Origin of the sequence: Alteromonas sp. 14N.309.X.WAT.G.H12, assembly GCF_036697315.1 — a bacterium.
Taxonomy (GTDB): domain Bacteria; phylum Pseudomonadota; class Gammaproteobacteria; order Enterobacterales; family Alteromonadaceae; genus Alteromonas.
In genome coordinates this window covers 12,064-38,841 of sequence record NZ_JBAHZB010000026.1, presented here as the reverse complement: position 1 = coordinate 38,841, position 26,778 = coordinate 12,064, and the positions used below count along the sequence as shown (strand labels likewise).

Genomic DNA, 26,778 nt, shown 5'->3' with positions numbered 1-26,778 from the left:
GCATAAGGCCAACGGCACCGGCAATAAGTACACCGATACTCAGCACCACCGCTAACCTGTTTTTTCTGCGTGGGTTCATTGTTTTTATCCTGTATTGTTCTTTTTAAGGTGTTTGCGTGTCATGTTGTCTTTTTCTTGCTTTTTGAATACGTGCTTTTCGTTGTTTTTCTGTGCTGATTTGCACAAGCAATGTACGGTGTTCCATACGGGTTTGGAACGTAATTAACACCATCATGATCGCGGTGATACCAAAGGACAACCATACGTAAAAACCGTAGCCGCCCATTGCAAGGAAAGCGTCTAGCGAATCAAATTGCATGTTCTTTTTCCTTTTGCTCAGCGAGGGATTGCACCCAAGGACGGTGAATTTCCCGTCGAATAATTTCGTTTCTTAGCCGCATGGTGGTAACTGCGGCAATAAACAGTGCAAACCCCAACAGATTAATCAGTAGCGGCCAAAGCATTTCCGGCGCAATAGAGGGTTTATCCAGTTTTGTAATGGTGGCGCCCTGATGTAGGGTATTCCACCATTCCACTGAATAATGAATAATGGGAATGTTCACCACACCAACCAGCGCCATAACCCCGGCCGCTTTTCCCGCTTGCTGTTTATCTTCAAAAGCACTGTAGAGCGCAATAACGCCAAAATACAAAAACAGCAGAATTAACTCTGAGGTCAGTCGCGCATCCCATACCCACCAGGCTCCCCACATGGGTTTCCCCCATGCAGCCCCGGTGACCAACGCAATAAACGTCATGGTTGCCCCAATCGGCGCCATGGCAATCATCGTCATATAAGCCGTGCGCCATTGCCATATAATTCCCACCAACGCGGCAATCGCCATGGCCACGTAGGTACTCATGGAAAGCATGGCACTGGGCACATGAATATAAATGATTCGAAAAGAATCCCCTTGCTGGTAATCCTGCGGCGCAAACGCCAACCCCCATACCGTACCAATCACCAAGCACACCACAGCAGTGCCCCAAAACCAAGGCGTTAGCGTCGTACATAATTGATAAGCCCGCTCGGGCTTAGCGTAAGGATGCAACCATTTCCACATCAGTTTTGACTCACTTTCAGGGCATAGGCAATAGCAGCAGGAGCCACTGCAATGGCCATTAACAACATTGCGCCAATAATAGCAATTTGCGCTCGATAAGGTAATGCTAGCGCCGCCGACTCTACGGCGGAGGTCGCAAAAATCAGTAACGGAATAAAAACCGGTATGAGTAGCAGCGCCAGAAGTAATCCGCCCCGTTGCAAACCCACGGTAAGACCCACCGCAATGGCACCGACTAAGGATAACAAGGGCGTACCTAATGCCAGCGTCATCATTAATACCAGATACATATTGAAAGTTAAATTCAGAAACAGTGCCAGTAAGGGGGAAAGGAGTAAGAGAGGAACAAATGAAACTAACCAATGGCACAAAACCTTTACGCAAGCCACCTGATAGAGGGGTTGTCCTGACAACTGTATCTGTTCTAAAGAACCATCAACGAAATCATCTCGAAATAGCCGTTCCATTCCCAGCAATGAAGACAAAATCGCGGCAATCCAAATAATTCCCGGCCCAACTCGCTGTAGTGTTTCTGGCCCAGGCCCAATACCCAAAGGAAACAGGGTGACTACCATGATCAAAAACATTAAGGGTTGCATAAGTTCAGACTTTTGGCGAAACGCTAGCGTTAAATCGCGCATAAAGACGCCTTTAAACAAATTGTTCAAATCTGATACTCCAAATCCAGATAACAGATTTCCCCTGCTCTTGCCGATAGCGGTTGATGAGAGGTGGTGATAATAGCGCCACCGCTTTGTACATGCTGACACATTTTTTCTTCCAGCTGTTCGATACCGGTAACATCTAGGGCGGTAAAAGGCTCATCCAGTAACCACACCTTAGCCGCTTTTAAATATAACCGGGCCAATGCCACCCGGCGTTGCTGACCGGCGGACAGCTGTCGACAAGGAATATCTTCTAATCCCACCAAGCCAACAGTTAACAGTACCGCCATGATGTCTGCCAATTTGACACTAAGTTGATGTTGATAACACCAAAAACGTAAATTTTCTGCCGCTGACAATGCGCCGTTAAGGCCGGGTTTATGCCCTACGTAAAGCATTTGCTCATACCATTGTGTTCCTAACGGCTCACCATTCCAGGTAACCCTCCCCCTTTCAGGCTCACTTAAACCAGACAGGATACGTAACAAACTGGTTTTACCCGCACCATTTGGCCCGCGCAAATAAATCAGTTGTCCGGCACTAAGCGTCAAGGAAAGACCTTCAAATAGCGTTCGATCCCGTTTGATACAGCACAGATCGGTGGCAACTAGTTGTGACAACACATCCTCTCTTCAATGATTGGCATTTTTCCCAACTTGGCATTCTAGCATAGGGAAATTTAATCGCATCACGCCCATTAGCGTATTAAACTTTTTAATGATGTTCTTCACCCAGAAGCACAATTGACAAAATGAAAATGCGCGATTTTTCTTAATTAACCACAATAGCGGCCGATATGCCTGATATGAATCTTGAAATAGCAAAGCTACTAAGCGGAAAGGCTCAGGTCGACGGCGCGCCAGTAGCCACGGCATCGTCCCAATCTGAAACCCTGGCCACATTAGCCAAGGCGGTGGTTCAGCGCCTGCCTGATCACATATTGCAAATTACTTTGCCCCGTCAAAATATCCCCCCATTACAGGTGCAAATGCCACCGCAAAGTATTTCGCCTATACAAGGTATGTCCCATACGGGCATCGCCAAAGATACACAAGGCCGTGCCACACTGTTTGATCATTTACCAATAACACAGCAAGCAGTAATTACCCAAGCGGATACACAGCGGCTAATAAGAACATTGGCAGAACAAATCGGCAAGCAAACCTTACACATGGTAAGCCCGTCGAATCCGATAAAGCTCTATGCCCAAATAGAAGCCAATGAAGGCAGTAACATTTCATTAAAAATGCAATTACCTGGCTCACCGAAAGTGAACCTTTCTTTAAACAACACCCTGCTAGCGATGGCAAAGGTAGGTGAAAAAGTTCAGCTGGCCCTTGTGCCCGCCGCCCCTGCGACCAGAGACAACAGCAAAACAGACGGTTGGCAACTCACCTTCACGCCGACGGGCAGTAAGCCTGGCATGACCCAATCTCTGTCTGCCACTTCTCCGCTTATCAAGCTGGCAATCGCAAAGGCATTAAGTGCACAAGGCATACAGATTGAAACCTCATCGCCCAAGACCTTGCAAACCGCGCTAAAAATGCCACCAACCACGGGACCTGCACTCGTGAACTTACACATTAGTTTGCGTCTTTCTCAGTTGGTTGTTAGCGGGGTAGAAACTCAACCGAAGTTTGCGTTACCCCTAAAACCAGATAGCCTCGCCCAACTCCCCAATATGCCAAACGCCTTACAAAATATTGTCAAACAAACCAAAATGCCCTTGGCCATGGTTATAGATGGAGACGCTCCTAGTGGCCAAGCCCGCGCAAAAGCCAGCGTTGGGAAAACTGATGCTACCCCAGCCCTGTCTGACGAAACCACTTCGAAAGGCAAACTCGCGACTGATAATATAAATAAAGGTAGCAGCGCGGAGGTCACAGCCAAACAAAGCGCCGTTAATCTTCCCTTGTTTCAGGAAAAGGTCACTCAGCTATCCAGGCAACTCTTAGCAGAAACCGGCTCCACCCACACCGCCCTAACGAAACTCATCAATACCCTAAACGAAGTTAGCGCAAGCGGCTCTGCCCCCAGTAAAGTGCTGGCCCAACAATGGCGTGATCAACTTGGGATGATGGATGATAGCGTTAGGTTACAAACAGAAAAAAAAGTGCTAGCAGGAAATACGGGCAGCAATGTAACAGGTTCCACTGTAGAGCCCGCCTCTGTGAGCACGCAAATACAGCAGTTGTTATCAACACAAGCCCTAGTGACCCAACCTGTATCAATACTTTCTGCGCCTAACCAATCGGGTTTTATCAATGCCCTTATCGCCATGTTACAGGTGAATCTGGCGGGCAAGGCATTACGTAGTCAGCCCGATTTAGCCAAAGTGATGGATCAAGCTGAATCCATCATCGCCAAAGTGGTCAATACGGGGCAAACGCCCTCTCGACCATCCCGAGTTGTCAATGAATTTGCCCATATCGATAGTCGCAGTAATATGCTTAATCAGGTCAAAACCCTACTGGCTAACCATCAACAACAAAAAATACAAAATGCAGAAAGCCGCGCTGTGGGACAAGACACCCTGTACTACGTGCTTCCCGTTAGCCGTGATGGACAACCTGCACCTGAAATTCTATTTCGTACTGAAGAAAAACCGGAAAGTCAGCAAAAGGACACATCACAAAAACAAAAAATCTGGCACCTAACAATGAAGCTCAATGTAGGTGAGTTGGGAGAATTGTTAGCTAAAACCCGTATAACTGGCAACGATATTCATTTACAGCTTTACGCGTCTACCGATACATTACTTACTCAGGTTTACGATACCCTGCCCTTTTTACTTCGTCGTTTTTCGCAACTGGGGTTAAACATTGAACAACACAGCTGCCAAAGGGGGCGTTTACAGGGCTCGTTAAAAGAAGCCCCCTATCAGTTATTTGAGGCGCTGGTATGAGTAATAAAACCCGAAGAGCCATCGGCCTACGCTACGCCAGTGGTGATAAAAAAGCGGTACCGAAAGTGGTATCAAAAGGTTATGGAGAACTGGCTGACGCCATTATTCACGCGGCACAAGATGCAGGCATTCTTATTCATGAAGATCCACAGTTGTCCGAAATGTTGGCAACACTGGATTTAGGGCAGGAAATTCCAGAATCACTGTATTACGTGATTGCAGAATTAATTGCATATTCTTATATGCTACAGGGAAAGATCCCCGAAGGATGGGAAGAAAGTGGCCACTTTCCGCAAAAAGCGTAAGCCGCCACTTCACATATTTTTAGCACTGGCAGGTCTATAGCGTTTCTTCAGATTCGCCTTCTGGTTTTTCAGTAGACTCGACTTTTGTTAACAGTAATTCTGCCCGCAGTTTCGTTTCGATATCATTAGCAATATCTGGGTTTTGTTTCAAAAATCCCACAACATTCGCTTTACCTTGACCAATTCGGTCACCATTATAGCTGTACCATGCACCGGCTTTATCCACCAATTTTTGCTTCACGCCTAAATCGATAAGCTCGGCTTCTTTACTGATACCTTCACCATAACGAATAATAAATTCTGCTTGTTTAAACGGTGGTGCAACTTTATTTTTCACCACTTTAACGCGGGTTTCGTTACCAACCACTTCGTCGCCTTCTTTTACTGAACCGATACGACGTATATCAAGACGCACCGACGCGTAGAATTTTAAGGCATTCCCCCCTGTGGTGGTTTCCGGATTACCAAACATCACCCCGATTTTCATGCGGATCTGGTTGATGAAGATACACAAGGTATTGGTTTTCTTAATATTGGCAGTTAACTTACGTAGCGCCTGCGACATTAAACGGGCTTGTAACCCTACGTGAGAATCCCCCATATCCCCTTCAATTTCCGCTTTAGGCGTTAACGCCGCAACGGAATCCACAATCACCACATCTACCGCACCAGAACGTACCAGCATGTCACAGATTTCCAGCGCTTGCTCTCCTGTATCTGGCTGAGACACCAGGAGATCATCAATATTAACCCCTAATTTACCGGCGTAGATAGGATCAAGAGCGTGCTCTGCATCCACAAACGCACAGGTTTTGCCCTGCTTTTGTGCCTCGGCGATAACCTGTAACGTTAAGGTTGTTTTACCTGATGATTCAGGACCGTAAATCTCCACGACCCGACCACATGGCAAACCACCTATGCCCAACGCCACATCAATACTCAGAGACCCGGTAGATATGGCATCAATGTCCATGGCTTGATTATCGCCCAGACGCATAATGGCACCTTTACCAAATTGCTTTTCAATTTGGCCCAATGCGGCAGAAAGTGCTTTTGATTTATTGTTGTCCACGATATTATCCTCAAGATAATGAAGGCTTTGCCGCCAACCTGTTTATCTGTTACGTCGCCAGTAAAATAGATGCTCTATTTAAACCGATGGAAAACAGCAGGAGACCCGCATAGCGTAATTCAATTGTTGAATGCATTTTATACTGTATACATGTACAGTCAAGTCTAAATTGAAATTAAGTTTGTCTTACTTTGTTTTCTTCAGCAACCAGTCGTTGGTACAGAAAGTTAATGGCATAGTTTATGGCCTGTTCCCGTACCGACAAGCGATCGCCGTCAAACCGACAACACTGGGTGATCAGCGCTCCCTTTACCATAAATCCAAACCAAACTGTGCCCACCGGCTTTGTCGCGGTTCCGCCACTGGGCCCCGCAATACCACTGACCGAAACGGCGATATCCGCGCCACTGTTTTTCACTACCCCAGTTACCATTTGTGCCACGGTTTGCTCAGACACCGCCCCAAATTGAGCAAGGGTCCCCTGAGTGACGCCAAGGCATTGCTGCTTAGCCTCATTAGAATAGGTCACCCATGACTGATTAAACCACTGGGAACTCCCCGCCACACTGGTTAGCGCGTAGGCGATGCCACCACCGGTACAGGATTCGGCACAAGAGATAGTCCAGCCTCGCTGACGCAGGATATCACCCAGTTGCTCAACGTTCTTGAGTAAGGCGCTGAACGCAGAAACAGTTGAAAATTCGTCACTCATATCAATAATACATACCATTAAGCCATGGTTGCAGTGTAACATTTAACCTTGCACGCATTTAAAGCTTTGCGTTGTCTTTTTTTAAAACGGTCAGATGGCTTTGATGTGTACAGCTCATTCACACTGACTCATTACTTTACTAGAGGTTTTTTTGGAATCACATACGCCCATGATGCGCCAATACCTGGCCATCAAAGCTCAACATCCGACTATTTTATTGTTTTACCGCATGGGAGATTTTTATGAGCTCTTTTTTGATGACGCTAAAAAAGCCGCGCATCTGCTCGATATCTCTCTCACTGCACGCGGAAAGTCAGGCGGCGAGCCCATTCCCATGGCAGGCGTACCCTATCACGCAGTAGAAAGTTACCTAGCGAGACTGGTGAAAATGGGGGAATCAGTCGCGATTTGTGAGCAAATAGGCGATCCCGCCACCAGTAAGGGGCCCGTTGAAAGACAAGTACAACGCATTGTCACCCCAGGGACTGTCACCGACGAAGCCCTATTAGAAGAAAGACGAGACAATCTCCTTGCCGCGGTTTGTGGTCATAGCATGCAATATGGTGTGGCCACCTTGGATATCAGCAGTGGTCGCTTTTTGGTATCGGAATGCAACAGTGATGAACAATTACTGGCTGAACTGCAACGATTAAATCCAGCGGAACTCCTTTACCCTGAAGGCTTTGAAAGCCTGCACCTTATAGAAAAACGTAAAGGGTTACGCCGTCGCCCAGAATGGGAATTCGACGTACAAAGTGCAGAAGAGCAACTCAATCAACAATTTGCCACCCAAAGTCTCGATGGCTTTGGTATTGAAGGTTTAGATAAAGCCATCGGTGCAGCGGGCTGCGTGCTTCAGTATGTAAAAGATACCCAACGTACCGCATTACCTCATATACGCCGTATTCAAAAAGAGCAGCAAGAAACCCGCATTCAACTGGATGCCGCCACGCGACGAAACCTCGAACTGACACAAAATTTGTCCGGCGGCCAAGAAAACACCTTATTTAGTGTACTTGATACCACAGCAACCCCCATGGGTAGCCGATTGTTACAACGCTATTTACATGCGCCCATTACCGACCATTACGAATTAAATTTACGACAAAAAGCCATTGGCGCATTAATTGATAACGGCTACGATGCCATTGCTGACACCCTAAAACGCATCGGTGATATAGAGCGCATCATGGCAAGGCTAGCATTACGTTCTGCCAGACCCCGGGATTTTTCCCGTTTAAGAAATGCATTAAATGAACTGCCCGATTTACTCACGCTATTAAAAAGCTATCACAACCCCTTATTGACGAGCCTTACTAAAGCCATAGGTACGTATCCTGAATTACAGGCTTTACTTAACGCTGCCATTGTGGACAACCCTCCCGTGGTGATCCGTGATGGCGGCGTTATCGCCGAAGGATTTAACGAAGAACTCGATGAACTGCGAGCCCTATCTCAAGGTGCCACGGATTACCTCACTGCCCTTGAGCTTCGTGAGAGGGAGCGCACCGGCGTCGCCACCCTTAAAGTGGGTTACAATAAAGTCCACGGCTTCTTTATCGAATTAAGTCGCGCCAACAGTGGTAGTGCACCGGCCGACTATATTCGTCGTCAAACACTGAAAAACACCGAACGCTATATTACCCCCGAGCTCAAAGAGCACGAGGATAAAGTGCTGACCAGCCAAAGTCGGGCCCTCGCTTTAGAAAAGCAGCTGTATGAATCCTTATTTGATGCTTTTGGGCCCCATTTAACGTCCCTTATCGATACCGCAGAAGCACTGGCGAAACTGGATGTTTTACAGTGTTTTGCCGAGCGAGCAGTGACCTTGGATCTACGTTGTCCAACCCTTACTGATCAAAGGGAAATCGACTATAAATCTGGCCGCCATCTAGTGGTTGAACAAGTTATGGATGACCCCTTTATTGCCAATCCGGTGACATTAAACGCCCAGACTCAAATGCTCATAATTACCGGCCCCAATATGGGCGGTAAATCAACCTATATGCGCCAAACAGCGCTTATTGTACTGATGGCCTATTTAGGCAGTTATGTCCCCGCAGAAGATGCCAATATTGGCCGCATTGATCGTATATTCACCCGTATTGGTGCCTCTGATGATCTTGCCTCTGGACGCTCTACTTTCATGGTGGAGATGACAGAAACGGCCAACATTCTGCACAATGCCACCCAGCACTCATTAGTGCTAATGGATGAAATAGGTCGCGGCACCAGCACCTACGATGGTTTATCTTTGGCCTGGGCCTGTGCCTGCTATCTGGCCCGGGAAATAAAAGCCTATACGCTGTTTGCCACCCACTACTTTGAACTTACCCAGTTGGCAGAAAAAGAAAAAGGCGTGAAAAACGTTCACCTTGATGCCGTGGAACACGACGATACCATCCGCTTTATGCATACCGTTGCCAGCGGTGCCGCAAGTAAAAGTTACGGCTTACAGGTGGCTCAATTAGCCGGTGTGCCCCGCCCCGTTATCAAAGCTGCACAATTAAAATTACAACAACTGGAAAAACCGGCGCTAAGCGAGTCAGCAACCCGGCCTCTTACAACGTCAACCGTGGATCAGGCCACGACGAAAGGAGTCGCGGCACAGGCCACAGTACCGGGGCAATCTGAACTGTTGTTTACCGATAAACCCGATCCTTTACGCACCGCATTAGACGCACTTTCACCGGATGAGCTATCTCCGCGACAAGCCCTTGATGTGATATACACCCTGAAACGTTTGAGTCAGGCGTAAAATACTTCCAAAACCCGCGGGCAAACCGATTGTTTGCCCGCCCGTCTTTCGCTATACTATTGCGCCGTCCAAGTGTTGAGTTCTGTTCTGTCGCACTCAACGCATTATAGCCATAAAATCCAACGCCTTAGGTTTCGCATGACAAATTATATTTTCGTCACCGGTGGTGTCGTATCATCGCTCGGTAAAGGTATTGCTGCTGCTTCTTTAGCAGCTATTCTTGAAGCGCGTGGTCTCACCGTTACGATGTTAAAGCTGGATCCCTACATCAATGTAGATCCAGGCACCATGAGCCCCATTCAGCACGGAGAAGTCTTTGTCACCGATGACGGCGCAGAAACTGACCTTGATTTAGGTCACTATGAGCGCTTTATTCGTACTCGTATGACCAAACGAAATAACTTCACAACCGGTCGTGTTTACGAAGAAGTGCTGCGTCGCGAGCGCCGCGGTGATTACCTTGGGGCGACCATTCAGGTTATTCCTCATATCACCAATGAAATAAAGCGTCGGGTTATTGATGGCGCTGAAGGGCATGACGTGGCCATTGTTGAAGTTGGCGGTACGGTAGGTGATATTGAATCCCAACCCTTCCTCGAAGCAATTCGTCAGTTAGGTACTGAAGTAGGACGTGAACGTGCCATGTACATGCACCTCACGCTAGTTCCGTATATGCCTGCTTCAGGTGAAGTCAAAACAAAACCCACACAGCACTCGGTGAAAGAGCTTCGCTCTATCGGCATTCAGCCAGATATTTTAGTTTGCCGTAGTGTCGGCGCATTACCGGCAACGGAACGCTCAAAAATAGCCTTGTTTACCAATGTTGCCGACAAAGCGGTTATCTCCTTAAAAGATGTAGACAGTATTTACCGTATTCCTGCGGCGTTAAAAGCCCAGGGAATGGATCAACTGGTTGTGGACCGTTTTCAGCTAGACTGTAAAGAAGCCGATCTCACCGAATGGGAACAGGTGCTATACGCCGAGTCTAATCCTACCGGTGAAGTGAATATCGGCATGATAGGCAAATACGTGGAATTGCCGGATGCGTATAAATCGGTGAATGAGGCTTTAAAACACGCTGGCCTTAAAAATCGACTGACGGTGAACATCCACCATATCGATTCCCAAGATATCGAAAGCAAGGGAACTCAGGTTCTCGAAAAACTTGATGCGATTTTAGTTCCCGGTGGATTTGGTGAACGGGGCATCGAGGGCAAAATTGCCGCTGCGCGGTTCGCGCGGGAAAATAAAGTCCCCTATTTAGGTATTTGTTTGGGTATGCAGGTTGCTTTAATAGAATTTGCTCGTAATGTTGCTAATATGGAAAATGCCAACAGCACCGAATTTAATCCTGAAACACCTTATCCTGTTGTAGGCTTAATTACGGAATGGTTGGATGCAGATGGTTCGAAAGAACAGCGGGATGCCACCTCTGATTTAGGCGGTACTATGCGTCTTGGAAGTCAGTTGTGCCATCTTATTCCCGGTAGCAAGGTGCATGATATTTATGGCAGCGAAGAAATCTTTGAACGCCATCGTCACCGCTACGAAGTCAATAACAATTTGCGTGACCAAATAGAAGCAGCGGGACTGAAAGTCAGTGGCTTGTCCACAGACAAACGACTGGTTGAAGTGATTGAGCTTCCTGATCATCCTTGGTTTGTGGCCGGTCAGTTCCATCCGGAATTCACCTCTACGCCTAGAGATGGTCACCCGCTGTTTACCGGTTTCGTACAAGCAGCTGGACAATACCAGAAAGAAAACCATTGATTCTAATAGTAAAAGCCCTTCTCCCGGGGCCTTTTACACAAACAAACGTTGAGGAAATGAAATGGCGAAAATTGCTCGCATTATCGGACGCGAAATCCTGGATTCCCGTGGCAACCCCACGGTAGAAGCGGATGTCTATCTGGACTCTGGAGCCATGGGTCGTGCTGCCGCACCTTCAGGTGCATCAACCGGTTCCCGGGAAGCACTTGAATTGCGTGACGGTGATAAATCACGCTACATGGGTAAAGGCGTTGAAAAAGCCGTTGGGGCAGTGAATGATGTTATCGCACCGGCATTAATCGGCATGGATCCACTGGCCCAAGCCGATATCGATAACAAAATGCTTGAACTAGACGGCACAGAAAACAAGGAAAACCTGGGTGCCAATGCCATCCTTGCGGTTTCTCTTGCTGTGGCTAAAGCTGCCGCTATCGAGAAAGGCGTGGCTTTGTATGAACACATCGCTGATTTAAACGGTACTTCAGGCCAGTATTCAATGCCTGTGCCTATGATGAACATCATCAATGGCGGTGAGCATGCAGACAACAACGTGGACATTCAAGAATTCATGGTGCAACCCGTTGGCGCAAAAAGCTTCAAAGAAGCGTTACGCATGGGTGCAGAGATTTTCCATAACCTGAAAAAAGTACTTTCTGCAAAAGGCCTCAACACTGCCGTGGGTGATGAAGGTGGCTTTGCCCCTAACTTAAGCTCAAACGCAGAAGCCCTGGCAGTGATTGTGGAAGCCGTGGAAAAAGCCGGTTACAAAATGAATGAAGACGTTACCTTGGCATTAGATTGTGCTGCGTCTGAATTCTACAAAGACGGTCAATATGTGCTTTCCGGTGAAAGCAAATCTTTCGATTCTGAAACCTTTGGTGATTACCTGGCCGAACTGGCTGAGCAATATCCTATTGTTTCTATCGAAGACGGTCTGGACGAAAGTGACTGGGACGGTTGGGCAAGCCTCACCAAGAAAATTGGTGAAAAAGTTCAACTGGTTGGCGACGATTTATTTGTTACCAACACCAAGATCTTAAGTCGCGGTATCGAGAATGGCATCGGTAACTCCATTTTGATTAAATTCAATCAAATTGGCTCACTCACCGAAACCCTGAACGCCATAAAAATGGCCAAGGATGCCGGTTTTACTGCCGTTATTTCTCACCGTTCTGGCGAAACTGAAGATGCGACCATTGCTGATTTAGCCGTAGGCACAGCCGCGGGACAAATCAAAACCGGTTCTCTTTGTCGCTCGGATCGCGTGGCTAAGTATAACCAACTACTACGTATTGAGCAGGCTTTAGGCGACAAGGCGGTTTACCGTGGTCGTTCTGAAATTAAAGGTCAGTAAAAGTATGGATTACGGGTAGCGCTAGCTACCCGTTCTTTTTAGTGCTACTTTACTGATAAATATTCATATATCATCGTTTCCATGTCGTCAGGTTCTGCATCGCCATCAAGTCAGACAGATTTATTTACTGCCACAGGCTCTGCTGACGAAAAGCCCATTTATACTGAGATCTGCAATGCCCTGTACGAGCGGGAATTGGCGTATCTGTCTCAATTTGGCCCCGATCTAGCGACACAGTTAAAACGACGTATTGGTGCCCTGCCACATCGCATCCAGCGAGCAGCACATTACCTTGCACATCACACAACACCGCTAAATGTAGATAGCCACAACGGCAGTTGGCAATATAAACAGCCAGCACGCTGCCCGGGTACGAAAATTCACAGCGAAAATATTCATAACTGGTTAAACAAACATGCCGCTTATGGGTTGCCCATCCCTATTTATGTACAGCATTACGATGAAGAACATATAGAACTGGATTCCATCGATCGGGTGATCACTGAGAATAAAACCCTGCATACCAATAAGTATGGCTGGTTTAGTTATGATGGATTGTGTTTGGAAAACCCCAGCAATAGTGAACCACGCATACTGAAACCCACAAAATCTATCATGGCTTCTGCGTGTTGTGGCCATCGCTGGAACCATAAAGGTAAACAAACCCCACGCACGTTAACCTTGAGAGAATTGTTGCTTTCTACCACCATAAATTGGAAAAACTTCTCCCAATAGTCCCCTTACTATTCTTTCTATAGGATGAATATAACTAATTTTTATAGTCATCATGGTAAAGAAAGGTTGACCTCAGGGCCCGACATGGTTACATTGTCGACTATCAACTGGACAGGCAAGAATTCCACTATTATGTGTAAGCAAAATTTGCTCTTTTCTCTTCTACTCCTCATGGCAGCCAGACTGTACGGGTAGATTGCATCCAGTTAAAGGAATCTCCAACAAACCCGTGCATTGCACGGGTTTTTTTTTATATTTTCACCACAAACATGAGTAACGGCCATGACGAATCAAGTAAAAATCTTTGATACCACATTGCGCGACGGCGAGCAGGCTCTGTCCGCCAGTTTAAGTGCCAAAGAAAAACTACAGATCGCTCTGGCACTTGAACGTTTAGGCGTTGACATCATAGAAGCCGGTTTTCCGGTCTCCTCTCCAGGGGATTTTCAGTCCGTGCAGATGATTGCCCGAGAAATAAAAAACAGTATTGTCTGTGGTCTGTCTCGTGCTTTAGAAAAAGATATCGATGCCTGTGGACAAGCCTTACAGGTAGCAGAGCAATTCCGTATTCACACCTTTATCGCCACTTCGGACATCCACGTAGGTGCCAAACTGCGCAAAACCCAGGATGAAGTGGTGGACATGGCTGTCGCTGCCATTAAACACGCCAGAAAATATACCGACGATGTGGAATTTTCTTGTGAAGATGCAGGGCGCACACATATTGATTACCTATGTAAAATGGTAGAATCGGCCATCAATGCAGGGGCAACAACGGTAAATATTCCAGATACCGTCGGTTATACCACCCCCACAGAATTTGGCGGCATTATTCAAAACCTGTATAACCGCGTGCCCAACATTGATAAAGCTACGATTTCGGTGCATTGCCACAACGACTTGGGCTTGGCAGTGGCCAACTCCTTGGCGGCGGTGGAACAAGGCGCTCGGCAGATTGAATGTACCATCAATGGTATTGGAGAGCGTGCCGGTAACTGCTCGCTAGAAGAAATAGCCATGATTTTGCAAACCCGCGAAGGATTGTTAGGTCTGCAAACCAACATCAATTCAACGGAAATTTTCCGCACATCAAAATTGGTTAGTCAATTGTGCAATATGCCGGTGCAGTCAAATAAAGCCATCGTGGGCGCGAACGCATTTAGCCACTCTTCGGGAATTCACCAAGATGGTGTATTAAAAGCGCAAAACACTTATGAAATTATGACCCCTGAAAGTGTGGGCATAAATAAAAACAACCTGAATCTGACCTCACGTTCCGGTCGTCATGTTATCAAGCACCGTCTGACGGAACTTGGCTATAAGGAAGATGATTACGATTTAGAAACTTTGTATAGCGCCTTCTTAGCACTGGCCGATAAAAAAGGTCAGGTGTATGACTATGATCTGGAGGCCTTATTGTTCTTCGATCAACAAAAGCACGAAGAAGCCCATTATCAGTTGCTGTATTTGCAAGCCAACTCCGGCCGAGAAATCATTCCAAGTGCCACCGTCAGACTTCAGGTTGGCGATGACACGGTTACCCAAACGGCCATCGGTAACGGCCCTGTGGATGCAGCCTTTAATGCCATCATTTCTATTTTAGGTCATGAAGACCTGGAAGTGGTCGACTTCAAACTCGACTCAAAGGGCGAAGGCGCAGATGCCTTGGCACAGGTAGGCGTTATCGCTACCTATAAAGGACGTCGCTTTCACGGTATCGGCTTGGCCACAGACATAGTCGAAGCCGGTGTGAAGGCCCTTATTTTTGTATTAAACAATACCTACGTTGCTGACCAAATCGATCAGCATAAGAATCAACAAGTACGCGTTGCAGGAGTATAAATGAGCGAATTTAATATTGCCGTACTCGCCGGAGACGGCATCGGCCCCGAAGTTATGCAGGAAGCGAATAAGGTACTGGATGCTATCGAGCAAAAATTCAGTGTCACCCTAAACCGCACAGCCCATCCTGTCGGCGGCTATGCTATTGATACCGAAGGCGAAGCACTACCTGCAAAAACATTGCAGGGATGCGAAGCTGCTGACGCGATTTTATTTGGCTCCATTGGTGGTCCTAAATGGGACGCACTGCCATTAGAAAAGCGCCCTGAACGCGCTGCCCTGCTAACCTTACGTAGCCATTTTGATTTATTCAGTAATTTACGTCCAGCAAAAATCTATCCTGGGCTGGAAAGCCTGTCACCACTGAGAGCGGATATCGCCGCCAGTGGCGTAGATGTCCTTGTTGTCAGAGAACTTACCAGCGGCATTTATTTTGGTCAGCCGAAAGGACGAGATGGCGAAGGCGAAGAAGAATATGCCTTTGATACCATGCGTTACTCCAAGCGTGAAATTCGTCGTATTGCCGTATCAGCCTTTGAAGCGGCTAGCAAACGTCGTGGTAAAGTGACATCGGTGGATAAAGCCAACGTGTTAATGTGCAGCCGATTATGGCGAGAAGTTACCGAAGAGGTTGCCAAAGACTACCCGAATGTTGAACTTGAGCACATTTATATCGACAACGCCACCATGCAGATCATGAAAGATCCTGCACAATTTGACGTTTTGTTATGCTCTAACCTTTTCGGTGATATTGTCTCTGACGAATGTGCCATGATGACCGGCTCCATGGGCTTGTTGGCATCGGCCAGTATGAACGAAGACGGCTTTGGGCTATATGAGCCTGCTGGCGGCTCTGCACCGGACATTGCGGGTAAAGGTATCGCCAACCCTATCGCACAAATACTTTCAGCGGCGATGATGTTGCGCTTTAGTCTGAACCTTCAAACTGCCGCCGATGCCATAGAAAAAGCCGTTATAGCCACCTTAGAAGCGGGCGTACTAACCGGCGAGTTGTTACCTGAACACAAGCGTGCTAACGCATCCACCACCGCGCAGGTCGGCGACGAAATTGTAAAACAAATTATGAACCAGGAGTAATGCACCGTCATGGCCAAGACCTTATATGACAAAGTCTGGGAAGCCCATATCGTAGACCAGATAGGTAACGATAGCTTATTGTATATCGACAGACATTTAATTCACGAAGTCACCTCACCTCAGGCCTTTGCCGGGCTGAACGACAAAGGACGTAAAGTCCGTCGTCCTGATCGTACCTTCGGTACGATGGATCACAGTATATCTACGCGCTCACTGGCTATTGATGCCTGTGGACCGGCTAATGCATTGCAGTTAAATACCCTTGCGAGAAACTGTGAAGCCCACGGTGTAAAACTCTACCCTGTAGGACACCAAAAACAGGGCATTGTACATGTTATGGGCCCAGAACTAGGGCTTATACATCCGGGAATGACCGTCGTCTGCGGCGACTCTCACACCGCCACCCATGGCGCTTTTGGTGCATTAGCATTCGGTATCGGTACGTCTCAGGTTGAACACGTATTAGCAACCCAAACGCTAAAACAAAGTAAAGCCAAAAGTATGCTAATTAAAGTTAATGGCACCCTGGCAGTTGGCATTACCGCAAAAGATATTATTCTTGCCATCATCGGCAGAATTGGTCATGCCGGGGCCACCGGTCATGTCATTGAATACGCCGGTGAAGCCATCCGTGCTTTGAGCATGGAAGAGCGAATGACCATCTGTAACATGAGCATCGAAGCGGGTGCTAAAGCCGGTATGGTTGCCCCTGATGACACAACATTTGCGTACGTACAAGGCCGCGAATATGCGCCGACTGGCGATAGCTGGGATGCAGCTGTTGCCTATTGGAAAACCCTTTACAGCGATGATGACGCACAGTTTGATACCGTTGTGGAATTAGAAGCCGCGGATATTGCGCCTCAGGTGACGTGGGGAACCAACCCCGGACAGGTCATTGGTGTTGATATGCCAGTGCCAGCACCGGAAGATTTTGCCGATGCGGTAGCCCAAGAAAGTGCGGCTAAAGCCCTGACCTACATGGGCTTATCTGCAGGTGAAAAGCTAGCCGATGTGCCTGTCAGCCATGTATTTATAGGCTCGTGCACAAACGGACGCATCGAAGACTTACGTGCCGCAGCATTTATCGCCAAACAGGGCAAGGTGGCTGACAATGTGACGGCGATTGTGGTCCCTGGTTCGGGACAGGTAAAACGTCAGGCCGAAGAAGAAGGACTCGATAAAATCTTTGCTGATGCGGGTTTTGAATGGCGTTTGCCTGGTTGTTCTATGTGTTTAGGCATGAATGACGACATTTTACAATCTGGCGATCGGTGTGCATCCACCAGCAACCGAAACTTCGAAGGACGTCAAGGTCGTGGCGCACGTACCCATTTAGTCAGTCCAGCGATGGCTGCTGCAGCAGCCATCAAGGGCCATTTTGCTGACGTTAGAGAATTTCAGGAGTAAATAATGAGCCAAGGTTTTACTACCCATAGTGGTCGTGCATGTCCCCTTGATCAGGCGAACATCGACACTGACCAAATCATACCAAAACAGTTTTTAACGGGCGTTACCCGCATTGGCTACGGAAAACACCTGTTTCATGATTGGCGCTATCTCGATTTACATGAGCAAGAACTTAACCCTGACTTTGCCCTTAACAAGCCAGAATATCAGGGTGCCAGCATTCTGTTATCTCGTGAAAACTTCGGTTGCGGCTCCAGTCGTGAGCACGCGCCTTGGGCATTGGCTGACTTCGGTTTTGATGTGATTATTGCTACGTCCTTTGCGGATATTTTTTACGGTAATTGCATTAATAACCAGTTGTTACCCATTGCACTACCTTCCGCAGACATGGATATCTTGTTTGAGGCGGTAAAAGCAGATCCTAACGTGAACCTGCACATTGATTTACCCGCACAAACCGTCAAGGTCGGTGAGCAGTCCATTCACTTCGATATTGCCGAGCACCACAAAACCAATTTGATTAAAGGCCTTGATGCCATTGGTCAAACCCTTGAATTGGCAGATCAAATAGAAAACTTTGAGCAGCAACAGCCGGCTTGGTTGTAAACTTAAAAACTGTTAAAGATACTGAAAAGGCGATGATTTACATCGCCTTTTTTATTATTTTAATGTCAAAATACTAAAATCTAGTTCTCTGTTCAGCCTACTTTTCGTATGCGTTTTAGCCCATGATAAAGGAGTATCCATGCTAAAGAATCTCTCCATTGATGAGGTCGTTCCTGGCATGTTTGTTAACCAGGTGACGGAACAATCGCGACAGCTCCGTGTTCGTTCCAGTGGCTTGGTAAAATCCAATGACGCCATTAAGAAGCTCAAAGAGATGGGCATCTTACGGGTGGAAGTAGACTATGGGAAAAGCAAATTACCCGAAGGGCACACTACGTCCGATGTGCCATCTGAAGTGCCCTCTTCACCGGTATTAAGCAAGACAGAGGCACTACAAATGGCCAATACCTTGTACGAAGAAGCCATCACCATTCAAAGCACCTTTTTAGCAACCTTAAATAATCAAGCGCCAGCAGATTTAACCCATACCCTGGAATTGTCTGAAAGCATTATACAGGCGGTCTTCGATAATCAGGATGCCATGTCATGTTTAACCATGATAAAAAACACCGATCCCTATCTTCTTGAGCATTCCATTAATTGTGCCATTTTAATGGCCATGTTTACCCATCACCTTGGCTATGATCGGGACACCATTGATGATGCCTGTATAGGCGCATTACTGATGGATGTGGGAATGACCCATATTCCGTCTGAGCTAAGAGAAAAAATCGCCACCCTAAATGCTTCCGACTGGAGTATTATTCAAAGTCATGTTGATATTGGCATAGAATTAGTTGAAAGCAGCGAACAAATTTCCGATTTAACCCTTGCGATTATTGCCCAACACCATGAACGGGAAGATGGTTCTGGGTATCCCAAAGGCCTTTCATCTGCAAAGATTAGTCCCTTTGCTAAAATGGCTGCCATTGTAGATAGTTACGATGCCATGATTTCCAGCCGTAGCCACCAATCCAGCATTACACCTACCGCGGCACTAAAACGGTTAACAAAAGATGAAACCTTGGATCAAACCCTAGTCGCACAATTTGTGCAATGTGTAGGCGTACACCCTGTGGGATCATTGGTAAAACTAAAAAGTGGTAGGCTGGGTATTGTCAGTAAGCAGCACCCAGAACAGCTTGCTAGCCCAGTGGTTATTACCTTTTACAGCATTAACGGCCGGCATTTCAATGAAATCAAACGCATCGATCTTGCCGTCGTTGATGATGAAATAGAGGCAGGGGTAAAGCCGGATGAATTTGATATTAACTTACCCCGCTTTTTCCGCGAGATCTTCATAAAGCAAATGTCCGCAAACTAAAAAGTGGAAAGCCCCTCAGGAAAGTGGGCTTACCAATCCGTTAGTGCGGCCATTGAAAATGATTTTCCCTCGAAGTTTAGGATCACCCGCTGCGGTTCTATTTTCACAATTTGCACTTTATCGCCAATCCAATCGCCTTCACCTAATTGCTTTCCATTAACCCTTACCCAGCGATCCGACTTCTCACTGGCATACATATGGGCACTAAACGTCATACTCGGTAGTCGGGTCAACATACGAACAGGCAATTGATCCACCCGCGGCATATCGTCTCTAACGTTGACTTTCGTCTCTTTCTTTTCATCCGTGGCCGTATTATCCAGCTCGGCGATGGCTTGATTAAAACGTGCCATCAACTCCGGCGACACCTCCACATCATCCTCAGGCGGTGCATTTAAAATCTCCCCTTCAATTTCGCTGTCATCCTCTGGGGTCGGCGCCGCTGTTTCCTTATTACTGGTCAAGGACGTCCCCTCAGTTTGGGGCGAGACCGGCATTGTTGGCATTTCCCCAGTCACCGTATTTGAGGATGATGACGCTGGGGAAGTTACTGATTGTAACGCCGTATCTCGCCCTGCATCCACAGCTTGTTGCGACAGGTTTGAGGGATCTTGCTGCTCTTCACCGGTTGTGGTCATTGTATTGCTGGCCACTTCAGCGTCTGAAGATGTGGGCCACCACAACGGATAAGCCCCCACAATAAATCCCACACCAACGCCCACCAAAATAACCAATGAAAAACGCATCAATTGACGAACGTTCTTCTTCCACAACGACGGCAATCCTTGCACCGTTGGCAAAAATAAACTGCGATTAAATTGATCGGATAGCGTGTGGTCGAGGGCGCGGGCAGAGGTATCTCTATCACCACGAATTAACGCCTGGGTCTGGGTTCTATATTGGGTATTGTTCTCAATTTCTACGGTCTGGTCAGGATCAATTTCTACCTGTTGTACCCCCATTTCAGCCAAGCCTTGTACCATTGCCTGACTGGTAACCAACCCAGATTTTCGAATTTTTACGGGGCCATTTTGCTTCGTAATTTGAACAATGACCATGCCCGGTTTTACCTTGTCGATATCGAGAATATCAGACATACCATCTCCCCAGACTAAAGCCGGCAACGAGGGCAACGACGAATGCGAGCCCTACCCACCATTTCATTTTATGCTGCAAACGCTGATATACCACATCTTCACCAAGGATCTGTTCTGCTGCGGCCAAAAAGATGGCTTTTTTAACCACCGCATGCTGTTTTGTAAACGACAAGGTTAACGCCCGATCACACAATAAATTGATCACTCTGGGGATACCACCGGTGATCTGGTAAATCGCCTTTAACGCCGATTGACTAAAAATACTGATATCCCCCTCAGCCACACTAAGGCGATGAGCCACATAAGCAGACACTTCAGGAGCCGTAAGTGGCAACAGATGATAGCGAGCGGTAATACGTTGTGCCAGTTGCCGCAATTCATTACGTTTAAGTAACTGCTGTAATTCAGGTTGGCCGATTAAGACAACTTTGAGCAACTTATCGCGGTTGGTTTCCAAATTCGTTAGCAAACGCAATTGCTCAAGCACTTCCGGCATCAAATGCTGGGCCTCGTCTATCATTAGCACCGTTGTAATGCCCGCCTGATGATTGTCAGCCAGTTTAGACAATATGCAATCGGTAAAGTACTTTAAGCTGGCTTTGTTTCCATCGTATGCAATCCCTAATTCGTCGCATACGGTTGCCAGTAACTCGATGGCGGAAAGCGTCGGGTTAAGGATCATTGCAACCTGCGTATTATCTGGCAGCTGCTGCAACAATTTGCGGGAAACCGTGGTTTTCCCTGTTCCCACCTCACCGGTTAGCATAACAAAGCCCCCGCTTTCGCGAAGACCAAATGTAAGGTGAGCCAGCGCTTCTTTGTGCCGAGGACTCATATAAAGGTAATCTGGGTTGGGCGCGATGGAAAACGGATTATCGTTAAGACCGAAATAATTAAGATACATGCCATTAAAGTAGTTAGCGATTGACGCCGACTAAACTACCCATCCCCACAACAGAAGTCAAAATCAAAGCGATTGAATGCGAAAAAAAGCTGTATCTGGCATAATTCACGTAAATTACCAGTATGTGTGAGTTATGAAAATCTATCTAGTTGGAGGGGCGATACGCGACGGCCTGCTCGGTCGACCTGTTACAGAAAGAGATTGGGTGGTGGTAGGGGCAACCCCCGAGCAAATGCTCGCTCAAGGGTATACTCAGGTCGGTAAGGATTTTCCGGTTTTTTTACATCCGGACACCAAAGAAGAATATGCCCTTGCGCGCACAGAACGAAAATCCGGCAAAGGTTATACTGGCTTTGTGTGCCATGCAACGCCAGATGTCACATTAGAACAGGACTTACAACGTCGGGATCTAACCATTAACGCCATGGCACAAGACGCCAACGGCGAGATCCTCGACCCTTATCAAGGGCTTACCGATCTGGAAAATCGGCTTTTACGCCATGTGTCCCCTGCTTTTAGTGAAGATCCGTTACGGGTATTCAGGGTTGCTCGGTTTGCCGCACGTTATGCCCATCTAGGTTTTACTCTGGCACCTGAAACCCGCCACCTAATGAAAACCATGGCTGCCAAGGAAGAACTGACTTACCTCACCGCGGAACGGGTATGGAAAGAAACCCAACGCAGTTTAACCGAACAGCACCCTCAGGTGTATTTTCAAACGCTGGCAGAAAGCCAGTGTCTTGAGCCGTGGTTTAGCGAGTTAGTCCCCGTGATCGCCAACATCGGTCCCCATTTACAATCTGCCGCTGAGCATACCCACGATGCCTCACTGCTGTGGGCCGTCATAGGTACTCAAATTGATGCCACAGCCGCGGAGTCGTTGTGCAGCCGCTTAAAATGCGCCAATCACATCACAGAACTGTGCGTATTAAGTAGCCACTATTTTCACCTGCTTAGCGCCCCCATTTTGCCTGAAACCTGTCTTAAGGTATTTAATCAGTGCGATGCATGGCGTAAACCGGAACGCTTTTTACAAATACTCACCGTGATAAAACTCGCGTCAGATAACCCTGACAACCAACATCAACAAAATGAGAAAATTCGCCGGGCGCTCGCTGCCGCACGGGAACTGGATGCTAAGAAATTTGTTGCCCAAGGATTAAAAGGGGCAGAGATCGGCCGCGCCATAAACGACGGGCGGTTAACGGTTGTACAACAGCATCTCCGTTAGCGTCATTGTCATTAACTTTAATATCAATCATAAGAAGTGAAGTGCTATAATATACTTTTGATTATTGTGCTGTGAGATAGAATGACATTTGAAGAATTAGAGCTTGACGATACCCTTTGTCGGGCTGTCGCAGAAATGGGCTATGACGCGCCAACTTCGATTCAGTCTCTTGTTATCCCGCCGGCGATGGATGGCCAGGATATTCTTGCTTCGGCACCCACCGGTACGGGAAAAACAGCGGCATTTTTGCTGCCTGCTTGTCAATATTTGCTCGATTTCCCCCGTACCGAACCTGGCGCAACCCGTGTGCTGATTCTGACGCCGACACGAGAGCTTGCCCTTCAAGTATATGAACAAGCCTGCGCCATCACCCGTTTTACCGATTTGGTTTGCGGTGTTATTACCGGTGGCATCAACTACGGTACCGACAGAGACACCTTAAGTGAAAATCTGGATATTCTCGTGGCCACCCCAGGACGCCTATTCGAACATATCGAAAAAGAGTCTGCCGACTGTCGCAATATCGAATGTTTGATCCTCGATGAAGCCGATCGCATGTTAGATATGGGGTTTAGCGGCATTGTGGGGCAAATTGCCGCAGAAGCCCGCTGGCGTAAACAAAACATGTTGTTTTCAGCCACCTTGGAAGGCCCTGGCGTGAAGTATTTCGCCCGGGATATTCTTAACGAGCCGGTGGAGCTTGAAGCCAATCCGTCGCGCAAAGAAAAGGCAAAAACCCATCAGTGGTATCACCTGGCTGATGATTACGCCCATAAGGTCGCATTGCTAAAACATATCCTGCTCAATGATATCGCCAATGCAGTGGTGTTTGTTAAAACCCGCGAACGACTACAAGCGCTTAAAGACACGTTAATGTCGGAACAAATCAATGTGGCCTGGTTACAAGGGGAAATGCCGCAGGATAAGCGTAATGCCGCTCTGGCCCGTTTTAAAGCCGGTGAAGTTCCCATATTGCTGGCCACGGATGTTGCTGCTCGCGGTATCGATGTGCCCAATGTGAGCCATGTCATTAACTTCGATATGCCCAGAAAGGCCGATATCTACGTACACAGAATTGGCAGAACCGGACGCGCTGGCGCCAAAGGTACTGCCATTAGCCTTATTGAGGCTCATGATTTCGAAATGGTGGGTAAAGTATCTCGCTACTTAGGCGAACCTTTAAAAGCCCGCTATATAAACGGATTACGCCCTAAACACAAAGCCCCAAAAGTGGCGGCGAAGAAAAAAAGCAAAGTCGTCAAAGCGGTAAAGGTAAAGAAAAAGAAGAAAAAAAATGGAAAGAAAACCGGCTGAGGAGATTGCCATGAACTTCCCTGAAAAAATTGTTTTGGCATCGGGTAATGCTGGCAAAGTGAAAGAGTTCACCCATTTGTTTGCCCCCATGAATGTCACCGTTATGGCCCAAAAAGCATTGGGGGTCAGCGATATCCCCGAAACAGGCACAACTTTTGTAGAAAACGCGATTATCAAGGCTCGCTATGCCGCTCAAGAAACCGGCTTACCCGCCATTGCTGACGATTCTGGACTGGTGGTGAATACGTTAGGTGGCGCGCCAGGGATTTACTCTGCCCGCTATGCAGGTAGCCAAGCATCAGATTCCGATAATATGGATAAACTACTGACCGAATTACAAGATAAACCAGAACGGCGTGCCCATTTCTTTTGTTTGCTGGTATTTATGCGTCATGCAGAGGATCCTGTGCCCCTTATCAGCCAAGGCTACTGGCATGGCACCATTACTCATGAGGTTTCCGGTCATGGCGGTTTTGGTTATGATCCCATATTTTATGTTCCCTCTCATGGCTGCACGGCCGCTGAACTGGATCGACAGGTGAAAAACCAAATCAGTCATCGGGGTCAGGCCATGTCATTTTTACTAGAACAAATGAGACAAACATTTGCGTAACCCGCCCTTAAGCCTTTACATTCATATTCCTTGGTGTGTTCAAAAATGCCCGTATTGCGATTTTAACTCCCACGGACTCAAGTCGGCCTTACCCGAACAAGAATACGTGTCTCATTTATTAAGTGATTTACAGCACGATGAGGCCTACGTTACTAACCGGGAGATCACCAGTATTTTTATTGGGGGCGGCACACCGAGTTTATTTTCAGCCGATGCCATAGCCAAATTGCTGGCCGGTGTTAAAAACTGTATGGCGGTGTCACCCTCGGCGGAGATCACATTGGAAGCCAACCCAGGTACGCTGGAATCGGCGCGATTTAACGGCTATGCCGAGGCAGGTGTAAACCGCATCTCCATGGGTGTACAAAGCTTTCAAAATAATCATTTAACCCAACTTGGGCGGATCCACGATGCCCAGCAAGCCCGCGATGCCATTTTGCAGGCTAAAGAAGCGCCATTAAACAGCTTTAATATTGATCTTATGCATGGATTACCCAAGCAATCCTTAGACAATGCCTTGGCCGATTTAACCACGGCGATCCAGCAGTCCCCTGCCCATCTCTCCTGGTATCAACTGACCATTGAACCCAACACCCCGTTTTACTCGAAGCCCCCGGTATTGCCCGATGACGATACCTTGTGGGACATTCAAGCCCGAGGACATGCATTACTTGAGGACGCGGGGTATAAGCAATATGAAATATCCGGCTATAGCAAACCCGGTTATCAGTGTCAGCATAATCTGAATTATTGGCGCTTTGGTGATTACCTTGGTATCGGCTGCGGCGCCCATGGCAAGATTACCGATGCACACAATGGCCGCATTACTCGTACCGTTAAAGTTAAGCACCCCAGGGGTTATATGGATATGACGCGTCCTTATATGGATAAATCCTATGAGGTCGAGCGGGATGATTTGGCCTTTGAGTTTTTCATGAATCGCTTTCGTCTTGTTGAGCCATGCCCAAAATCAGACTTTTTCGATTATACCGGCACCACATTAACCCCACCGCAACGAAGCGCACTTAATCGCGCTATAGACCAAGGATTGTTAGAAGAAAACAATGATGAGTGGCAAGTGACGCCTCTGGGAAGACGGTATTTAAACAGTCTTTTATCTGCGTTTGTGTAGTTTTTTAACGGTACTATTCAGAAATAATGATATCGTACGGTTGTAAAGCCGGTAAGCTTTCACGTAGTTTCTCTTCAAGCACATTGAGCTTTTTCAGCTTATGACAAAACCATTGGGCACGGTTGTTCAACGATGCAGAACTGCCTTCTAAATCACCCATTTCGCCAAGCTGACGACTGATTTCTTCTAAGCGTTCACTGCTAATATCCACATGATTTTCATCCATACCGCCAATGGCTGATAATATTCCGCCCACCGACATCGAAATGGCCTCTTCAATTTGCGCTTCAATATCACTGTCAACGAAGTGATCCACACTTTCTAAAGAGCCGGGGCCGATAAAATAATGGTTACTGGCATGGCGAAACTTATCTTTTACCCGATTGCGTACCCGCTCCATCGCCTGTCGCAACCTAACGTAGCTTTCGTGATCTGATCCCACCAGCCCTTGATACACGTTATCCACGGTATCCGCGGCAAGATCTACCCCTTCCGTTGCCAGTACAATCATTTTAGGTACAACATAATGCAAACCGCTGGTGTAGTCTCGTAACCAGCGGCGCTGAGGCACAGTCAAAGACTGCCAGCGACCTTTGATAAACAACTGATCCTGGCCATTTATCTGCACCACAGTGCGACTCTTATCGAGGATCCGCACTTGATGATCATTGACCACCAAACCATAGGCAAAATCGATATCGCACAAGTTACCCGCCGTCGCCTTATAGGGCAATTGCACTATTGTGAGAAACAGCCAGAAGGATGGAAAAAATATTATTCGCATGTTCATGCGCTTCATTGTGTACGCCCAACGCATAAATAAAAAGCCATGACGGGTTCAACTTGCTAAAATTCAGGTTGAATAAA

The 26,778-nt window shown here is 47.3% G+C and carries 24 protein-coding genes; 15 read left to right on the top strand and 9 right to left on the bottom strand.

Translation table 11 applies throughout. The features are described 5' to 3' along the window. Window positions 1–103: 103 nt before the first annotated feature. From ccmD to ccmA, 4 genes are read right to left on the bottom strand one after another with little or no spacing between them, the layout of a single operon-like run. Entirely contained in the window at window positions 104–319 is a 216-nt protein-coding gene (ccmD, locus tag V5298_RS09535; RefSeq protein ID WP_332931230.1) for a heme exporter protein CcmD, read from the bottom strand. Further along, window positions 309–1,064 carry a heme ABC transporter permease gene (locus V5298_RS09530; RefSeq protein ID WP_332931229.1) on the bottom strand — a complete coding sequence of 252 codons (756 nt, stop codon included), beginning with the start codon at window positions 1,062–1,064 and terminating at the stop codon, window positions 309–311. The genes ccmD and V5298_RS09530 overlap by 11 nt, the downstream gene beginning before the upstream one ends. Further along, window positions 1,064–1,705 (bottom strand): heme exporter protein CcmB, encoded by a 642-nt coding sequence (gene ccmB / locus V5298_RS09525; RefSeq protein ID WP_332931228.1) that lies wholly within the window; start codon window positions 1,703–1,705, stop codon window positions 1,064–1,066. Before ccmB ends, V5298_RS09530 begins: the two co-directional genes overlap by 1 nt. 23 nt (window positions 1,706–1,728) lie before the next feature. Then, window positions 1,729–2,349, bottom strand: coding sequence for a cytochrome c biogenesis heme-transporting ATPase CcmA (ccmA, locus tag V5298_RS09520; protein ID WP_332931234.1), 621 nt, complete (start codon window positions 2,347–2,349; stop codon window positions 1,729–1,731). 176 nt (window positions 2,350–2,525) lie between these two features. On the opposite strand from ccmA, the gene V5298_RS09515 reads away from it, so the two are divergent. Together V5298_RS09515 and V5298_RS09510 are read left to right on the top strand one after the other, a co-directional pair. Continuing rightward, window positions 2,526–4,634 (top strand): flagellar hook-length control protein FliK, encoded by a 2,109-nt coding sequence (locus V5298_RS09515; protein ID WP_332931227.1) that lies wholly within the window; start codon window positions 2,526–2,528, stop codon window positions 4,632–4,634. Continuing rightward, on the top strand, window positions 4,631–4,939 hold the full coding sequence (locus tag V5298_RS09510; protein ID WP_332931226.1) for an EscU/YscU/HrcU family type III secretion system export apparatus switch protein: 309 nt from the start codon (window positions 4,631–4,633) through the stop codon (window positions 4,937–4,939). Before V5298_RS09515 ends, V5298_RS09510 begins: the two co-directional genes overlap by 4 nt. A 34-nt stretch (window positions 4,940–4,973) precedes the next feature. Here V5298_RS09510 and recA read toward each other — a convergent pair whose 3' ends face one another. Beyond that, the gene (gene recA, locus V5298_RS09505) at window positions 4,974–6,011 is read right to left on the bottom strand and encodes a recombinase RecA (RefSeq protein ID WP_332931225.1); all 1,038 of its coding nucleotides are present in this window, start codon (window positions 6,009–6,011) and stop codon (window positions 4,974–4,976) included. A 175-nt stretch (window positions 6,012–6,186) separates the two neighbouring features. Then, window positions 6,187–6,723 carry a CinA family protein gene (locus V5298_RS09500; protein ID WP_332931224.1) on the bottom strand — a complete coding sequence of 179 codons (537 nt, stop codon included), beginning with the start codon at window positions 6,721–6,723 and terminating at the stop codon, window positions 6,187–6,189. Window positions 6,724–6,892: 169 nt separating this feature from the next. Between V5298_RS09500 and mutS the strand changes: the two genes are divergently transcribed. The 9 genes from mutS (at window position 6,893) to V5298_RS09455 (ending at window position 19,620) form a co-directional block, all read left to right on the top strand. After that, complete coding sequence (mutS, locus tag V5298_RS09495) at window positions 6,893–9,481, top strand: DNA mismatch repair protein MutS (RefSeq protein WP_332931233.1); 2,589 nt, start codon at window positions 6,893–6,895, stop codon at window positions 9,479–9,481. A 138-nt stretch (window positions 9,482–9,619) separates the two neighbouring features. Beyond that, window positions 9,620–11,251 (top strand): CTP synthase, encoded by a 1,632-nt coding sequence (locus V5298_RS09490; protein WP_332931223.1) that lies wholly within the window; start codon window positions 9,620–9,622, stop codon window positions 11,249–11,251. 61 nt (window positions 11,252–11,312) lie between these two features. Next, complete coding sequence (eno, locus tag V5298_RS09485) at window positions 11,313–12,605, top strand: phosphopyruvate hydratase (protein ID WP_332931222.1); 1,293 nt, start codon at window positions 11,313–11,315, stop codon at window positions 12,603–12,605. Window positions 12,606–12,686: 81 nt separating this feature from the next. Continuing rightward, window positions 12,687–13,340 carry a hypothetical protein gene (locus V5298_RS09480; RefSeq protein ID WP_332931221.1) on the top strand — a complete coding sequence of 218 codons (654 nt, stop codon included), beginning with the start codon at window positions 12,687–12,689 and terminating at the stop codon, window positions 13,338–13,340. A gap of 282 nt (window positions 13,341–13,622) precedes the next feature. Then, complete coding sequence (gene leuA, locus V5298_RS09475) at window positions 13,623–15,182, top strand: 2-isopropylmalate synthase (RefSeq protein ID WP_332931220.1); 1,560 nt, start codon at window positions 13,623–13,625, stop codon at window positions 15,180–15,182. Continuing rightward, a complete protein-coding gene (gene leuB, locus V5298_RS09470) occupies window positions 15,183–16,280 on the top strand; it encodes a 3-isopropylmalate dehydrogenase (RefSeq protein ID WP_332931219.1) in 1,098 nt (365 codons plus the stop codon). It abuts the gene before it with no gap. A 9-nt stretch (window positions 16,281–16,289) separates the two neighbouring features. Beyond that, the gene (leuC, locus tag V5298_RS09465) at window positions 16,290–17,690 is read left to right on the top strand and encodes a 3-isopropylmalate dehydratase large subunit (RefSeq protein ID WP_332931218.1); all 1,401 of its coding nucleotides are present in this window, start codon (window positions 16,290–16,292) and stop codon (window positions 17,688–17,690) included. A 3-nt stretch (window positions 17,691–17,693) separates the two neighbouring features. Further along, window positions 17,694–18,296, top strand: a complete 603-nt coding sequence (leuD, locus tag V5298_RS09460) for a 3-isopropylmalate dehydratase small subunit (RefSeq protein ID WP_332931217.1) — start codon at window positions 17,694–17,696, stop codon at window positions 18,294–18,296. A 139-nt stretch (window positions 18,297–18,435) separates the two neighbouring features. Then, window positions 18,436–19,620 carry an HD-GYP domain-containing protein gene (locus V5298_RS09455; RefSeq protein WP_332931216.1) on the top strand — a complete coding sequence of 395 codons (1,185 nt, stop codon included), beginning with the start codon at window positions 18,436–18,438 and terminating at the stop codon, window positions 19,618–19,620. Window positions 19,621–19,649: 29 nt separating this feature from the next. On the opposite strand, the gene V5298_RS09450 is transcribed toward V5298_RS09455, so the two are convergent. Both V5298_RS09450 and V5298_RS09445 read right to left on the bottom strand, forming a co-directional pair. Further along, window positions 19,650–20,717: a general secretion pathway protein GspB gene (locus tag V5298_RS09450; RefSeq protein ID WP_332931215.1), complete on the bottom strand. Its 1,068-nt coding sequence runs from the start codon at window positions 20,715–20,717 to the stop codon at window positions 19,650–19,652. After that, a complete protein-coding gene (locus tag V5298_RS09445; protein WP_332931214.1) occupies window positions 20,710–21,621 on the bottom strand; it encodes an ExeA family protein in 912 nt (303 codons plus the stop codon). The genes V5298_RS09450 and V5298_RS09445 overlap by 8 nt, the downstream gene beginning before the upstream one ends. 133 nt (window positions 21,622–21,754) lie before the next feature. On the opposite strand from V5298_RS09445, the gene V5298_RS09440 reads away from it, so the two are divergent. The 4 genes from V5298_RS09440 to hemW all read left to right on the top strand — a co-directional run bounded on the left by V5298_RS09440 (window position 21,755) and on the right by hemW (window position 25,911). Then, window positions 21,755–22,852 carry a CCA tRNA nucleotidyltransferase gene (locus V5298_RS09440; RefSeq protein ID WP_332931213.1) on the top strand — a complete coding sequence of 366 codons (1,098 nt, stop codon included), beginning with the start codon at window positions 21,755–21,757 and terminating at the stop codon, window positions 22,850–22,852. An 81-nt stretch (window positions 22,853–22,933) separates the two neighbouring features. After that, complete coding sequence (srmB, locus tag V5298_RS09435; protein WP_332931212.1) at window positions 22,934–24,166, top strand: ATP-dependent RNA helicase SrmB; 1,233 nt, start codon at window positions 22,934–22,936, stop codon at window positions 24,164–24,166. A gap of 10 nt (window positions 24,167–24,176) precedes the next feature. Further along, window positions 24,177–24,779: an RdgB/HAM1 family non-canonical purine NTP pyrophosphatase gene (gene rdgB, locus V5298_RS09430; protein WP_332931232.1), complete on the top strand. Its 603-nt coding sequence runs from the start codon at window positions 24,177–24,179 to the stop codon at window positions 24,777–24,779. Then, on the top strand, window positions 24,772–25,911 hold the full coding sequence (gene hemW, locus V5298_RS09425) for a radical SAM family heme chaperone HemW (RefSeq protein WP_332931211.1): 1,140 nt from the start codon (window positions 24,772–24,774) through the stop codon (window positions 25,909–25,911). The genes rdgB and hemW overlap by 8 nt, the downstream gene beginning before the upstream one ends. A gap of 13 nt (window positions 25,912–25,924) precedes the next feature. On the opposite strand, the gene V5298_RS09420 is transcribed toward hemW, so the two are convergent. Next, window positions 25,925–26,695 carry a DUF2884 family protein gene (locus V5298_RS09420; protein WP_332931210.1) on the bottom strand — a complete coding sequence of 257 codons (771 nt, stop codon included), beginning with the start codon at window positions 26,693–26,695 and terminating at the stop codon, window positions 25,925–25,927. Window positions 26,696–26,778 lie beyond the last annotated feature (83 nt).